This is a genomic window from Streptomyces sp. NPDC028289, assembly GCF_055565975.1.
On record NZ_JBVHTI010000005.1, the window covers coordinates 139,910 to 153,159 of the forward strand.

Sequence of the window (13,250 nt, forward strand, 5' to 3'; positions counted from 1 at the left end):
GGAGTACGGGCGCGGAACTCCTGCGGGTTTACTCCTGAGGGAGGAGTACGGCGAGGGCAGTGGCCTCACCCGTCCGAGGTCAGGACCAGCCCGGACGTCGGTACGCCTGTGCCGGCCGTCACCAGGACCCGGCCCGCCCCCGGTATCTGGTTCACGGCGGTGCCGCGCAGCTGGCGCACGCCCTCCGCCACCCCGTTCATCCCGTGCAGGTACGCCTCCCCGAGCTGTCCCCCGTGGGTGTTCAGCGGCAGCCGCGCCTCGGCCACGAAGTCCGCCGCCTCTCCCCGCCCGCAGAACCCGAACTCCTCCAGCTGCATCAGCACGAACGGGGTGAAGTGGTCGTACAGGATCCCCACGTCGATGTCGGCCGGGGCGAGTCCGCTGGTGCGCCAGAGCTGGCGGGCCACCACGCCCATCTCCGGCAGCCCGGTCAGGTCGTCCCGGTAGAAGCTGGTCATCTGCTCCTGGGCCCGGCCGGCACCCTGCGCGGCCGCCGCGATCACCGCCGGCGGATGCGCCAGGTCGCGCGCCCGCTCCACCGACGTGACGACGAGGGCCTGGCCGCCGTCCGTCTCCTGGCAGCAGTCCAGCAGGCGGAGCGGCTCGACGATCCAGCGGGAGGCCGCGTGGTCAGCGAGGGTGATGGGGCGGCCGTGGAAGTAGGCGGCCGGGTTGGTCGCCGCGTACCTGCGGTCGGTCACCGCCACGTGCCCGAACGCGCCCGGGGTCAGCCCGTACGTGTGCAGGTAGCGCTGCGCCGCCATCGCCACCCAGGACGCCGGGGTGAGCAGCCCGAACGGCAGCACCCAGCCGAGCGCCGCCCCCTCCGCCGACGGCTCCCGGTGCTGCACGCCCGAGCCGAAGCGGCGGCCCGACCGCTCGTTGAAGGCCCGGTAGCAGACCACCACCTCGGCGACCCCGGCCGCGACGGCCAGCGCCGCCTGCTGGACGGTCGCGCAGGCCGCGCCGCCCCCGTAGTGGACGCGGGAGAAGAAGGACAGCTCGCCGATCCCGCAGGCCTGCGCCACGGTGATCTCCGGGCTGGTGTCCATCGTGAACGTCACCATGCCGTCCACGTCCGCCGGGGCCAGCCCCGCGTCGTCCAGCGCGGCCCGCACCGCCTCCGCCGCCAGCCGCAGCTCGCTGCGCCCCGAGTCCTTGGAGAACTCGGTGGCCCCGATGCCGACGACCGCCGCCCGCCCGCCGAGCGAGTCCCGGCCCCGCACGCTCACGAGTCCGCCTCGTCGGTGACGGTGACGGTCACCATGGCTTCGGCGAAGGTCAGGGTCACCGTGCCGGTCACGTGGTTGCCGAGGCCGTTGGCGCCGACCACCCGGACCGTCGCCGTCCCCCGCTCGCCGTCCAGCTCCTCGATCCTGCCGGTCAGCACCATCGTGTCCCCCGGGTAGTTGGGCGCGCCGAGCCGGATGGCGACCTTGCGGAGCTCCGCCGTCGGGCCGAAGTAGTCGGTGATGTACCGGCCGACCAGGCCGTTCGTCGTCAGGATGTTCATGAAGATGTCCGGGGAGCCCTTCTGCCGGGCCAGTTCGGCGTCGTGGTGCACGTCCTGGTAGTCCCGGGACGCGATCGCCCCCGCCACGATCAGCGTCCGCGTGATCGGGATCTCCAGCGGCGGCAGCTCGGTGCCCACCCCCGGACGGGTCGTCTCAACTCCCATGCGCGATCAACTCCCCCAGTTCCTGAAGCACTTCGCTCCCGCTGCCCAGATACACGTCCAGTTGCCGGCCCCACAGGAAGTGCCGGTGCACGGGATGGCCGACGTCGGCGCCCGCACCGCCGTGCAGGTGCTGGCCCGTGTGCACGACCCGCTGCCCGGCCTCGGACGCCCACCAGGCCGCGGTCAGCGCGTGCGTGGCGTACGGCAGTCCGGCGTCCCGCCGCCAGGCCGCCTCGTACGCCGTCACCCGTATCGCCTCGGTGTCCATGTGGGCGTCGGCGGCACGGAGCTGGACGCCCTGCCGGGTGGCGAGCGGGCGCCCGAACTGCTCGCGGGTGTTGGTGTGGGCCACGGCCCGGGCGAGGGAGCCCGCGCAGACGCCCGCCTGGAGACCGGCGAAGGCGGTACGGGCGGTGGCCAGGACGTCGGTGTAGGCGTCGGTGCCGGGACCGGGCCCGAGGGGCTCGGCGGGGGCCTCGTCGAGCGTGAGCCGCCCCGCCGACCAGGGCGCCGTCAGCTCGACCTCCTCGGTGCCGGTGCCCTCGCCGAGCGGCGCCAGCCACAGCCGCCGGCCGGCGTCCGCGACCAGGACATGCGTGGCGTCCCGCAGCCACGGGACGACGGGGACGGTGCCGCTCAGCCCGCCCCGCGCGGAGGGCCGTACCCCCTGCTGGGCGGGGAACGCCCCGGCCACCACCACCGACCCGTCCCCGATCCCGGGCAGCAGCCGCGCCCGCTGTTCGTCCGTGCCGTGCGCGGCGATCGCCAGCTGCCCGTACACACAGGTCGCCGCGTACGGCACCTGGGCCGTGGTACGCCCCTGTTCCTCCAGCAGGAGCACCAGTCCCAGCAGGCCCAGCTCCTCGGTCGCGGCCACCAGTCCGGCCGCGCACAGGGCCTTCCACAGCTCCGGGTCGCTGCCGGTGCCGGCCGACCGCAGCCGCTCGTGGGTGGCGAGGTCGGCGAAGATCCTGGCGGCCAGGCCACGGGCCTCGGCCTGTGCCTCGGTGGGCGTGAAGTCCATGTCAGGCCTCCCCGCCGAGGACCCGGAAGACGGGCAGGGTCAGTGCCCCGCCCTCATCGTCGTACCGGCGGAACTCCACCCGCACCGGCAGCCCGATCCGCACCTTGTCGTACGGCACCCCCACCACGTTGCCCACCATCCGCACGCCCTCGGCGAGTTCGATCAGGCCGACCGCGTAGGGAGGGTCGAAGGCCGGGAAGGGCGGGTGGTGCATCACGACGTACGAGAAGACCGTGCCCTCGCCGGACGGCTCGACCGTGTCCCAGTCGAGGGAGCCGCAGGCGTTGCAGCCCGGCAGCCAGGGATGGCGCAGGGTGCCGCAGTCCGCGCACCGCTGGACGAGGAGACGCTCCTCGGCCACGCCCTCCCAGAAGCCGGCGTTGTCCCGGTTGACCACCGGGCGGGGGCGCGGCGGAGCCTTGGCCGGCTTCCCCGCGGGCGCGTACTTGAGGACGCGGAGGCGGTGGACGCCCACCAGCTCCTCGCCGACCCGGATGTCCGTGCGCGTGGTGACGAAGTAGCCCGTGCCCAGCTTCGTCGTCTTCCGCCCGGACACCGACTCGATCACCGTGTCGAAGACCAGCTCGTCGCCCGGCCGCAGCGGGCGCAGGTACTCCTGCTCGCAGTCGGTGGCGACGATCGAGACGCAGCCCGCCGCGTCGAGCAGGGCGGACATCTCGTCGTAGGCACCGGTGCGTGCCGTGTTCCCGGAGAGGCCGCCCATCGTCCAGGCCTGGAGCATGGTGGGCGGGGCGACCGCATCGGCCCCCCGGTACGCCGGGTTCGCGTCGCCCATCGCCTCGCACCAGTGCCGGATCATGGGCAGGTTGACCGGGTCCTTGCCGGTGCCCTCCCGGGACGCCGGCTGCCCCTCGTACGCCTTGAGCCGCGCCCCCAGCTCGTCAGTCCCCCCGGCCACGGCCACCCCTCCGCATCCCGAGCCGCATCGTCGCGACGATCTCCCGCTGCACCTCGCTCACCCCGCCCCCGAACGTGTTGATCTGCGCCGCCCTGTTGAGCCGCTCCAGCCCGCCGTCCCCGAACACCCCCGGCGAGCCGGACCGGACCAATGCCGCCTCGCCGACGATCTCCTGACACATGCGATACGTCGCGACTGCCGATTCCGTTCCCGTGAACTTCACCCCGCTGGCCTCCGCGGGGGCCACCCGGCCCGCCCCCGCGTCCCCCACCAGACGCCAGCTGAGCAGGCGGTTCGCCGCCAGCCGGGCATGCGCCTCGGCCAGCCGGAAACGCACCCAGGGCTCGTCAACGCGGCGCCGCCCGGTCACCGGATCGGGGGTGCGGGCGGCGGTGAGCGCGGCCTCGTAGAAGTCCTCGGCCTGCATACCGGTCGCGGCGAGGGCGACCCGCTCGTGGTTGAGCTGGTTGGTGATCAGCGACCAGCCGTCGTGCTCGGCGCCGACCAGGTTGCCCGCGGGGACGCGGACACCGTCGTAGTAGGTCGCCGTCGTGATCTGGCCGCCCACCGTCTCGATCGGCGTCCAGGAGAACCCGGGCACGTCCGTGGGGACCAGGAGGATCGAGATGCCGCGGTGTCTGGGCGCCTCGGGGTCGGTGCGGCACGCCAGCCAGATCCAGTCGGCGTGCTGGGCGCCCGAGGTGAAGATCTTCTGCCCGTCGATCCGCCAGCCGTCGCTGTCCCGTACCGCCCGGGTGCTCAGCGCGGCCAGGTCGGTGCCGGCGGAGGGTTCGCTGTAGCCGATGGCGAAGACGAGTTCGCCGCGGAGGATGCCGGGCAGGAAGCGGGCCTTCTGCTCCGCGCTGCCGTACTTCATCAGCGTCGGCCCGACCGTGTTCAGGGTGACCATCGAGACGGGGGCGCCGGCCCGGTACGCCTCGTCGAAGAACACGAACTGCTCGTCGGCGCCCCGTCCTTGACCGCCGTACTCGACGGGCCAGCCGAGGCCGAGCAGGCCGTCCGCACCGATGCGGCGCAGCAGGGCACGGCGTTCGGCGGGGTCCTCGGGGGCCGGGGACGGGATCAAGGACCGGAAGTAGGCACGGAGTTCGGCACGGAGCCGCTGCTGGCGTTCGGTGGGGGCCAGATGCATGGTTTCTGACTGTCCGTCAGATATGGCTCACTGTCAAGGTCGAGAGGGGGCGTCGGAGGGGCGGAGAGGGGGTGGCAGGAGGAGCCGGAAACGCCTGCGCGGCGGTGCCGAAGCACCGCCGCGCGGACGCACTGCCCATCCCCACAGACCACACCCCACCAGGGCTCAGGCGTGGCTTACCACAGCTGGGTGAAGTGGACGGCGACGTTGTCGTTGCCCTGCTGGATCGCGGTCCACGCGGAGCCCTTGACCTGAGCGGTGTTGCTCTGGTTCGAAGCGTGGTTGCCCACCGCGTTCTGCTGGGTGGTGGAGGAGTTGCCGTTGTTGTTGTGACCGACCCCGCTGCCGATGATGCCCGCCGAGCCGGCGTTGGCGCTCGATCCGTTGTCCGCGAACGCACCGTTGTCCGCGGCCGCGACACCGGCGAAGAGGGCGGCGGCGAGCGGGAGGGCGGAGACGGCGGCGAGAACGCGGGCGGTACGGATGCTTGCCATGTTGTTTCCTCTCAGAGCCCGGCTGTGCCGGAAGTACGTCAAGTAAGGCTTTTTCCGGGGCAGTTGGCCGACCGCCTCGGTGGGTGTCATCGACGTCGCGAGACCAGAGTTGCCCACCGAATCCCCGGCGAACCATCCCGGAAGCCGTTATTCGCCCTCAAGCGTGATGACAAGTCGATAAACCCCTTTCACCATCTTTGGTCGACTTCCGCATCAGTCGTGACCAGTCAGGACATCTGCATCCATCAGCCCCCTCAAGGGAAAAACCGTTCCGGCCCCGATCCGCGCCCAGGCCCCCGCCCTCGGCGTGTCACACCGGCACCCCCTTCCCTTTTTCGAACGTACGTACGAACATGGAGGCATGGCCACCACCGACCGGCAGGCCACGACGCTGGCCCTCGCACACGCCCTGTCAGCCGCCGAGCGCGGCCTGGCCGTCATCCCCCTGTCCCGCACGAAACTCCCGGCCCTGCGCTCCCCGCACCGCCACGACCCCGAACCCGCGCTGCCGCCCTGCCACGGCGAGTGCGGCCACCCCGGCCACGGGGTGTACGACGCCACCACCGACCCGTCCCGCATCCGCGAACTGTTCGCCGCGGCGCCCTGGGCGACCGGCTACGGCATCGCCTGCGGCCTGCCCCCGCACCGCCTCATCGGCGTCGACCTCGACGTGAAGGGCGGTACGGACTCCACGGCCGCCCTGCGCGAGCTGGCCCTGCGGCACCTGTTCACCATCCCGCCGACGGTCGTCGTCCTCACCCCGAGCGGCGGCCGCCACCTCTGGCTGACCGGACCGCCGGACGCCGTGATCCCCAACTCGGCCGGCCGGCTGGCCCCCGGCATCGACATCCGCGGTGCAGGCGGCTACCTGGTCGGCCCGGGCTCCCGCACCGACCACGGCGTCTACGCCACCGCCCCCGGCACCGAACACCTGGTCCCCGCGCCCTGCCCCCCGTCCCTCCTCCGCCTCCTGCTCCCGCCCCCGCGCGCACCCCACCCCGCGACCCACCCCTCGGTCGGCAACCGTGGCCAGGGCCTGGTCCAGTTCGTGCTCTCCGCCCACGAGGGCCAGCGCAACACCCGCCTCTTCTGGGCGGCCTGCCGCGCCTACGAGAACGGCATCGGCCGGGCCCTGCGGGCTCCGCTGATCGACGCGGCGGTCCACACGGGCCTGACGGAACAGGAGGCCCGCGCGACCATCGCATCAGCGGCCCGCATGACCGGCCACCGGCCTTGAGAGGCCCCGAAAACCGAACGCCGTTACCTGCGCGGCCTCCTCACCGCACGGCTGCCGAGAAGTCGTACCCGACCCATTCGCTGAGCCGGACATATCCGAGGCGCTGGTAGAGGGCGTTGCTGCTGGGGTTGGACAGGTCCGCGAACAGGACGACGTCCTGCGCGCCCGCGGCCAGCGCGGCCCGGCTCACCTCCGCCGTCACGGCTGCCGCGTAGCCGCGTCCGCGCAGGTGGGAGGGGGTGTAGACGACGTCCACCTGGATCTGGCCGCCGATCAGCGGGTTCATGCCCGCGACGGAGACGGGAGCGCCGTCCGGTGTCTCCCAGAGCGTGTAGGTCTTGTCGGCGAAGCGCGTGCCGGACCAGGTGCCGGCGTCGATGACGACGTCCTCCCCGACGGCCTTGGCGAACTCGGCGCACCAGAACATGGTCTGCTCCAGGTCCTGCTCGCCCAGGACGCGGCCCCGGCCTGCCGGCAGCGGGTCCGGCGGGGTGAGCGTGCCGAGGCGGTACAGGGACAGCCGCGTGTCACGGAGCCTCGGCGTCGCGCCGGTGCGCCGCTGCCAGGCCTCGGCGAAAGCGGTGGCCGTGGCGTGGTCCGCGCTGACGGAGGGCAGGGCGTCCCCGAGGTCGGCCAGGTGAGCGGCGAGGGAGTCGGCCTGCTCGGGCGTGAGCGGGGAGAGGCCGAACCCGCGAGGCGGGAGGCGGTAGCAGGTGGCCTGGACGTCGCCACCCCGCTCCAGCATCCCGAAGACGGGAACGTCGGCGCCGAACGCCGCGGCCCCCCGCGCCCGCACTCGCTCGGCCCACGTCGACTGCATGACGTGCGGGCCGGGACGCGAACGCAGGAACTCCCCGGCGCGGGCGAGGAATTCGTCGACGTCGTGGGTCAGGTACCAGTCGGATGAACGCATGCCCGCTGCTTTACCACTCCGGTCGTGCGGGCAACCGGAGGCCGCCGAGCGGAGTGACACGCGAACGCCCGTTTCAGCCAACCGAGATGGTGCGCTCCTCGGCGGGGACGCCGGCGAGTTCACACGCGGCGGCGGCCTCCTCGCCCTGGGTTCGGTGCTGCCGCAGATACGCCGCCGTCGCGCGCGTCCCGGCGCCGGAACATGTCGGATTCTGGTCCACGATCGGACCGCGGATCTTCACCTGCGCCGATTCCATGTCCGGATGGACGGAGCTGAGGCAGGCCTCGCCACGGGCTTCCCGCTGCTTCTGCTTCCGGAGCCGACCGGCCCGCCCGGTGTACTCCTTCTTCGCCTGCTCGCAGGCGACGGACCGCACGGATGCACCGTCGTCACGCGTCGCCCCGACGGCGTACCCGCCCATGGCGAGCGTGATTGCCCCCCGCTGACCAGCGCGATCACCGAACGCTTCGTGGCCGGTGATCGTATAGGCACAGGTGAGGCCGCTGATCGCCGGCTGAGATGCGCGCAGCCGGTCGGTGTCGTGCAGGCCTGCCGGGACAGTGCGGGAATGGCCGCGTCCGACCGCCGTGCCCCGGACCCCCTCCCGTCTCGAGGCGAGGCGGTGAGCGCTGCGGACGGTGCGCTTTCCCCGGCTGCCGAACGCGGCTCAGCCCAGGTAGAAGTCTCTGCGGGCGGCCACGAACGCCTCGATCGACCGGGCGGGGGTACCCGTCACGCGCTCGACGCCGTCGGCCGTGCGGTCGTAGCGGTTGTCCCGGTGCAGCTTCGCCATGGTGGCGATGTGCTGTACGAGGTGCGGCGGCATCCCCAGCTTCGGGAGCTGTGCGTCCCAGCGCTGCGGAGGCACGTCCACGTAGGACACCGGCCGGCCCAGCGCGCGGGAGAATTCCGCGGCCAGTTCCGTCATCTCGATCGAGCGCGGCCCGGTGAGCTCGTAGACCTGTCCGATGTGCGGGGCCGGGTCGCGGAGCACGGTGGCGATGACCCGGGCGACGTCGTCGACGGCGACGGGTGAGGTGTGTCCGGTGCCGAACGGCAGCGCGATCGTGCCGTTCTCCCGGATCGATCGGGCCGCCATCGTCGTGAACAGGGGGGAGTCCAGGAACACCGTCGGCCGGATGTGCACCACGGGCAGGCCGGACCAGTCGAAGACCTGCTCCGCCAGCCAATGGAGCCGCTGCTGGTGCGACTCCTCGGTGCTGGTGGCGGTCATCTGCGACACCGTCATCTGCGACAGGTCGACCAGGGCCTCCAGAGTCCCGCACTCCTTCGCGACGGAGGCCACCACGGTCGCCGCGAGCAGGTGGTCCGGTGACACGCGCATGGCGAAGTACATCCGCGTCACCCCGTGCAGCGCGGCCGCCACCGTCTCGGGCCGGGTCAGGTCGCCGATGACGACCTCCGCGCCGACCGCCCGCAGCTCAGCCGCCCGCTCGTCCTCGCGGCGGACCATGAACCGCACCGGCACGTCGTGGGCACGCAGGTGCTCGAAGACCGTGCGGCCTACACCGCCGGCGCCGGGGATGAGAACAAGGTTGTCGGCATTCATGGGTCGATCTCCTTCAGAGCAACGGAATAGGTGAGTTGAGGTGTGAGCAGAGCGCCGGCGGTGCTGCCGGCAGGGCGTCGGCCGGGGCGACGTCACAGCTGATCGGGATGGCGGTTTCGACCGGTCTCGCTCCGGGACTCGTCACCGTCGACGGCCACAGCCGGGGCCTTGCCCGGCAGGAAGACCAGCACGACGACCGCGCCGACCAGGGCGACGGCCGCCGACCCCATGGCGGTGATGTGCATGGCATGGATGAAAGCGTCGTTCGCGGGCCGCACCAGCGCCCTGCCGGCCGGTCCCAGCTTCTCGGCGACAGCCAGGGTCGCCTGCACGGATTCACCTGCGGCGTGCCGGTCGGAGGCGGGCAGTGCGCCCAGGTGGCTGTCGATGCCGTTGCGGTACGCGGTGGACAGCAGCGACCCCAGCACGGCAACCCCCATGGCTCCGCCGACCTGCCGGAACGTGTTGTTGACAGCGGATCCGGAGCCGGCCTTCTCCGGCGGCAGCGACGACATGATCATGACGGTGGCGGGCGGCATCACATGGGCCATTCCCGTGCCCATCAGGAAGAACAGCACTTCCAGCACCCAGACGGGGGTGTCCTGGCCGAGCAGCAGGAAGCCCGCGAAGGCCACCGCGGTCACGACGAGCCCGGTGGCGCACACGGCCCGGGCGCCGAAACGGCCCACGACCAGCCGGGCCCGCGGGGCGAAGAACATCTGGGAGGCGGCCAGCGGCAGCACGAGCAGACCGGACTGCAGGACGCTGTAGCCCCGAACGCTCTGGTTGTAGAAGACGCTGAAGAACGTGACGCCCATGAGGGCGAAGAAGACCAGGCCGATGGCGGCGACGGACGCGGAGAACCGCCGGTTGCGGAAGTAGGTGACGTCGAGGGCAGGATGGTCGCTGCGGGCCTCGTACACCACGAAGCCGGCGAGGACCGCCAGGCCGGCGAGGATCGACACCCAGGACTCGGGCCGGGTGAAGTCGCCCAGCTGGCCGCCCTTGATGATGCCGTAGACCAGCAGCGCCAGTCCGACGATCGACAGCAGCACCCCGAACGGGTCGAGGCGGCCGGGCCTGGGGTCCCTGGAGTCGGGGACGATCGCCACCATCGCCACCATCGCGGCGACCACGATCGGCACGTTGACCAGGAAGACCGAGCCCCACCAGAAGTGCTCCAGCAGGACGCCGCCGGCTATGGGGCCGGCGGCGATGGCGAAACCGACCACGCCCGTCCAGATGCCGATGGCCTTGGGCTGCTCGTCACGCTCGAAGACATTCATGATGATCGCGAGGGTGGCGGGCAGGATGAAGGCGCCGCCGAAGCCCATCACGGCGCGGAAGGCGATGAGCTGCCCGGAGGAGTCCGACAGCGCGGACAGCGCGGATCCTGCGCCGAACACCAGCATGCCGAAGAGCAGCACTTTCCTGCGACCGAGCCGGTCGCCGAGCAGGCCCGCGGTGAAGAGCAGTCCGGCGAAGACCAGCGTGTAGGAGTTGACCGCCCACTCCAGTTGGCTCTGGGTGGCGCCGAGTCCGACGGGGGCGGGCTGGGCGATGGTCTTCATCGCCACGTTGAGGACCGAGTTGTCCAGCATCACCACCAGGAGGCTGGACGAGAGCACGGTCAGGATGGCCCAGCGCCGACGGTGGACCGCCTCGGAAACCCTTCGTCGGGGGGCAGGCGGTACGGATGGCGTGGACTGGGCAGGCGTCGGGGAGCCGGTGGGGGTGGGCGGTGATGCCACGTGGGTCTCCAGAGGAGTCGGTGGTTCTGCGATTGCCGGGAGCAGGCCGTCTCCCTCGGACGACGACCCCCACCCTAAATAGATGTCATTTATAATCTAAACAGCGGATAGAATAGATGGCAAGTGACATCTATCTGAGGAGCGTGATCGCATGGGCCGCGTGTCCCAGGCGCAGGCACAGGAGAACCGGCAGCGCGTCGTGGCGACCGCCTCGCGGATGTTCCGCGAGAAGGGCACCTCGGTCAGCGTCGCCGATCTGATGAAGGCCGCCGGGCTCACCCACGGGGGGTTCTACAAGCAGTTCGCCTCCAAGGAGGACCTGGTCGACGAGGCGATCGCCCACGCCTTCGCCGAGCAGGCGGCACACTCGGCCATGGCGTTCGAGGAAGACACAGAAGACACCGGAGAGCACGAGGCCGCCCGCCGGACGCTGATCGAGGACTACCTCTCGGTCTGGCACCGCGATCACCCCGCGGAGGGCTGCCCCGTCTCCGGATTCGCCGCCGACCTGGGTCGCGAACCCGAACAGGCCGCCCGCGCCCAGCAGGTCTACATCGGCGGAGTGCGCAACCGTGCCGCTCGGCTGGCCACCGGCGACGACGACGGCATGGCCCAGCTCTGCACCATGGTCGGCGCCCTCGTCCTCGCCCGCGCCACCCGCGGCAACCCGATCTCCGAAGAACTGCTGCAGGCCGCGCGCACAGCGCTCACCGAGAACACCCCGCACGAACCGCAGACCCCTCATGCCGTGCCCGAACCGGGCCCCGGCCATGCCCGATAGAGCACGAGACCAGGGGGGAACGGCGGTGTCCTGCGCACAGCGAAGGCCCCTGACCGTCTTGCCTGGTCAGGGGCCGTCAATCACATGCGGTGGGTGTGGGATTTGAACCCACGGTGACTCGCGCCACGACGGTTTTCAAGACCGTTCCCTTAGGCCGCTCGGGCAACCCACCCCGCGCCGACGGAGATCGGCGCGGAGAACAGGGTAACCGGTTCCCGCGGGCGGGTGGGGGTCAGTTGTCGCCGACGCGGGAGCCGAGGGTGAGGGTGACCGTGTGTTCGCTGCCGTCCCGCTTGTAGGTGATCTGGACCTTGTCGCCGGGCTTGTGGGTCCAGATCTCCCCGATCAGGGTCGGGCCGCTGTCGATCACCCTGTCGTCCAGCTTGGTGATGACGTCGCCGGGCTTGAGGCCGGCCTTGTCCGCGGGGCCGCCCGACTCCACCGCGGCGGAGCCGCCCGAGCCGGAGTCGGTGATCTGCGCGCCGGAGGTGCCGTCCTCCAGCGACACCGATGCGCCGATCTTCGCGTAGACCGGCTTGCCGGTCTTGATCAGCTGCTGGGCCACGTACTTGGCCTGGTTGATCGGGATGGCGAAGCCGAGGCCGATCGAGCCCGACTGCCCGGTGCTGCCCAGGCCGCCGCTGGACGCGGACTGGATCGCGGAGTTGATGCCGATCACCGCGCCGGAGGCGTCGAGCAGCGGGCCGCCGGAGTTGCCCGGGTTGATGGAGGCGTCGGTCTGCAGGGCGCTCATGTACGACGCCTTGCTGGTGGAGCTGCCGTCGCTGGAGGCGACCGGGCGGTTCTTGGCGCTGATGATGCCCGTGGTGACCGTGTTGGACAGGCCGAAGGGGGCGCCGATCGCGATCGTCTCGTCGCCGACGGCCACCTTGTCGGAGTCGCCCAGGGCGAGCGGCTTCAGGTCCGACGGCGGGTTCTTGAGCTTGATCACCGCGACGTCGTAGCCCTGTGCGTGGCCGACGACCTCGGCGTCGTACTTCTTGCCGTCCGGGAACGTCGCGGTCAGCTTGCCGCCGTCGAGGGAGTCCGCGACCACGTGGTTGTTGGTGATGATGTGGCCCTGCTTGTCGAAGACGAAGCCGGTGCCGGTGCCGCCCTCTCCGTTGGTGCCCTCGGACTCGATGGTGACCGTGCTGGGCAGCGCGTTCTGGGCGACCGCCGCGACGGTGCCGGCGGCGCGCTTGACCTGGGTGGCGCCGCCGCTGGAGGTCGAGGAGATGGTCGTGGAGCCGCCGTCGTCGTTGTTCTTGGCCAGCGTGTAGCCGATGCCTCCGCCGAGGCCGCCCGCGACCAGTGCGGCCACCAGGACGGCGGCGATCAGACCGCCGCGCCCGCTGCCCTTCTTCGGCGCGTGCTGCGGCTGCTGGAACGGCTGCTGCTGGTACTGCTGGTGCTGCTGGTCGTACGACGAGCCCCAGCCGGCACCGGCGCCCGCGCCCGGGTCCGCGTAGGAGGGGGTCGCGGGGGGCGGGGGCGGCCAGGAGGCGTCCGGGGCCTGCGGTGCGGTCGCGTAAGGGTCGCCCGCGGGCGCGCCGGGCGCGCTCTGGGGCGTCGGCGGGATCGGGGTGGTCGGCGCTTCCCCGCCGTCGGACGCGGCTGCCTGCGGCGAGGCAGCGGGAGACGACGGCGGCACGGGAGGTGCGGACGGGGCCGGGGGTACCGGGTTGCCCTCGTTCTCGGTGCTCACAGCTTCTCTCCTCGGTCCACGG

The 13,250-nt window shown here is 71.8% G+C and carries 13 protein-coding genes and 1 tRNA gene; 2 read left to right on the forward strand and 12 right to left on the reverse strand.

Annotated elements, in window-relative coordinates; genetic code table 11:
• Positions 1–65: 65 nt before the first annotated feature.
• From ACZ4UV_RS25410 to ACZ4UV_RS25435, 6 genes are all read right to left on the reverse strand, one after another.
• Positions 66–1,232 (reverse strand): lipid-transfer protein, encoded by a 1,167-nt coding sequence (locus ACZ4UV_RS25410; protein ID WP_467840898.1) that lies wholly within the window; start codon positions 1,230–1,232, stop codon positions 66–68.
• Positions 1,229–1,678, reverse strand: coding sequence for a MaoC family dehydratase (locus tag ACZ4UV_RS25415; protein WP_451016939.1), 450 nt, complete (start codon positions 1,676–1,678; stop codon positions 1,229–1,231). Before ACZ4UV_RS25415 ends, ACZ4UV_RS25410 begins: the two co-directional genes overlap by 4 nt.
• The gene (locus ACZ4UV_RS25420) at positions 1,668–2,702 is read right to left on the reverse strand and encodes an acyl-CoA dehydrogenase family protein (protein WP_451016940.1); all 1,035 of its coding nucleotides are present in this window, start codon (positions 2,700–2,702) and stop codon (positions 1,668–1,670) included. The genes ACZ4UV_RS25415 and ACZ4UV_RS25420 overlap by 11 nt, the downstream gene beginning before the upstream one ends.
• A gap of 1 nt (position 2,703) precedes the next feature.
• On the reverse strand, positions 2,704–3,621 hold the full coding sequence (locus ACZ4UV_RS25425) for a bifunctional MaoC family dehydratase N-terminal/OB-fold nucleic acid binding domain-containing protein (RefSeq protein WP_451016941.1): 918 nt from the start codon (positions 3,619–3,621) through the stop codon (positions 2,704–2,706).
• The gene (locus ACZ4UV_RS25430) at positions 3,605–4,774 is read right to left on the reverse strand and encodes an acyl-CoA dehydrogenase family protein (RefSeq protein ID WP_451016942.1); all 1,170 of its coding nucleotides are present in this window, start codon (positions 4,772–4,774) and stop codon (positions 3,605–3,607) included. The genes ACZ4UV_RS25425 and ACZ4UV_RS25430 overlap by 17 nt, the downstream gene beginning before the upstream one ends.
• A 176-nt stretch (positions 4,775–4,950) precedes the next feature.
• Positions 4,951–5,268: a hypothetical protein gene (locus tag ACZ4UV_RS25435; protein ID WP_390043762.1), complete on the reverse strand. Its 318-nt coding sequence runs from the start codon at positions 5,266–5,268 to the stop codon at positions 4,951–4,953.
• A gap of 361 nt (positions 5,269–5,629) precedes the next feature.
• Here ACZ4UV_RS25435 and ACZ4UV_RS25440 point away from each other — a divergent pair, with 361 nt between their 5' ends.
• Complete coding sequence (locus tag ACZ4UV_RS25440; RefSeq protein ID WP_451016943.1) at positions 5,630–6,505, forward strand: bifunctional DNA primase/polymerase; 876 nt, start codon at positions 5,630–5,632, stop codon at positions 6,503–6,505.
• A 40-nt stretch (positions 6,506–6,545) separates the two neighbouring features.
• On the opposite strand, the gene ACZ4UV_RS25445 is transcribed toward ACZ4UV_RS25440, so the two are convergent.
• The 4 genes from ACZ4UV_RS25445 to ACZ4UV_RS25460 form a co-directional block, all read right to left on the reverse strand.
• On the reverse strand, positions 6,546–7,418 hold the full coding sequence (locus tag ACZ4UV_RS25445) for a GNAT family N-acetyltransferase (RefSeq protein ID WP_451016944.1): 873 nt from the start codon (positions 7,416–7,418) through the stop codon (positions 6,546–6,548).
• A 73-nt stretch (positions 7,419–7,491) separates the two neighbouring features.
• Complete coding sequence (locus tag ACZ4UV_RS25450) at positions 7,492–7,794, reverse strand: hypothetical protein (protein WP_451016945.1); 303 nt, start codon at positions 7,792–7,794, stop codon at positions 7,492–7,494.
• A 291-nt stretch (positions 7,795–8,085) separates the two neighbouring features.
• Positions 8,086–8,988, reverse strand: coding sequence for an NmrA family NAD(P)-binding protein (locus ACZ4UV_RS25455; RefSeq protein ID WP_451016946.1), 903 nt, complete (start codon positions 8,986–8,988; stop codon positions 8,086–8,088).
• 92 nt (positions 8,989–9,080) lie between these two features.
• Positions 9,081–10,739 carry an MFS transporter gene (locus ACZ4UV_RS25460; protein ID WP_467840905.1) on the reverse strand — a complete coding sequence of 553 codons (1,659 nt, stop codon included), beginning with the start codon at positions 10,737–10,739 and terminating at the stop codon, positions 9,081–9,083.
• A gap of 151 nt (positions 10,740–10,890) precedes the next feature.
• On the opposite strand from ACZ4UV_RS25460, the gene ACZ4UV_RS25465 reads away from it, so the two are divergent.
• Positions 10,891–11,520: a TetR/AcrR family transcriptional regulator gene (locus ACZ4UV_RS25465; protein ID WP_451016947.1), complete on the forward strand. Its 630-nt coding sequence runs from the start codon at positions 10,891–10,893 to the stop codon at positions 11,518–11,520.
• A gap of 87 nt (positions 11,521–11,607) precedes the next feature.
• Here ACZ4UV_RS25465 and ACZ4UV_RS25470 read toward each other — a convergent pair.
• Positions 11,608–11,692, reverse strand: a tRNA-Ser gene (locus tag ACZ4UV_RS25470).
• A gap of 60 nt (positions 11,693–11,752) precedes the next feature.
• Positions 11,753–13,228, reverse strand: coding sequence for a S1C family serine protease (locus ACZ4UV_RS25475; RefSeq protein ID WP_467840909.1), 1,476 nt, complete (start codon positions 13,226–13,228; stop codon positions 11,753–11,755).
• Between the last annotated feature and the right edge of the window lie 22 nt (positions 13,229–13,250).

Coding starts and splice junctions, on each gene's coding strand:
- ACZ4UV_RS25415 (WP_451016939.1), bottom strand. CDS start 1,678: ATGGGAGTTGAGACGACCCGTCCGGGGGTGGGCACCGAGCTGCCGCCG.
- ACZ4UV_RS25420 (WP_451016940.1), bottom strand. CDS start 2,702: ATGGACTTCACGCCCACCGAGGCACAGGCCGAGGCCCGTGGCCTGGCC.
- ACZ4UV_RS25430 (WP_451016942.1), bottom strand. CDS start 4,774: ATGCATCTGGCCCCCACCGAACGCCAGCAGCGGCTCCGTGCCGAACTC.
- ACZ4UV_RS25435 (WP_390043762.1), bottom strand. CDS start 5,268: ATGGCAAGCATCCGTACCGCCCGCGTTCTCGCCGCCGTCTCCGCCCTC.
- ACZ4UV_RS25440 (WP_451016943.1), top strand. CDS start 5,630: ATGGCCACCACCGACCGGCAGGCCACGACGCTGGCCCTCGCACACGCC.
- ACZ4UV_RS25445 (WP_451016944.1), bottom strand. CDS start 7,418: ATGCGTTCATCCGACTGGTACCTGACCCACGACGTCGACGAATTCCTC.
- ACZ4UV_RS25455 (WP_451016946.1), bottom strand. CDS start 8,988: ATGAATGCCGACAACCTTGTTCTCATCCCCGGCGCCGGCGGTGTAGGC.
- ACZ4UV_RS25465 (WP_451016947.1), top strand. CDS start 10,891: ATGGGCCGCGTGTCCCAGGCGCAGGCACAGGAGAACCGGCAGCGCGTC.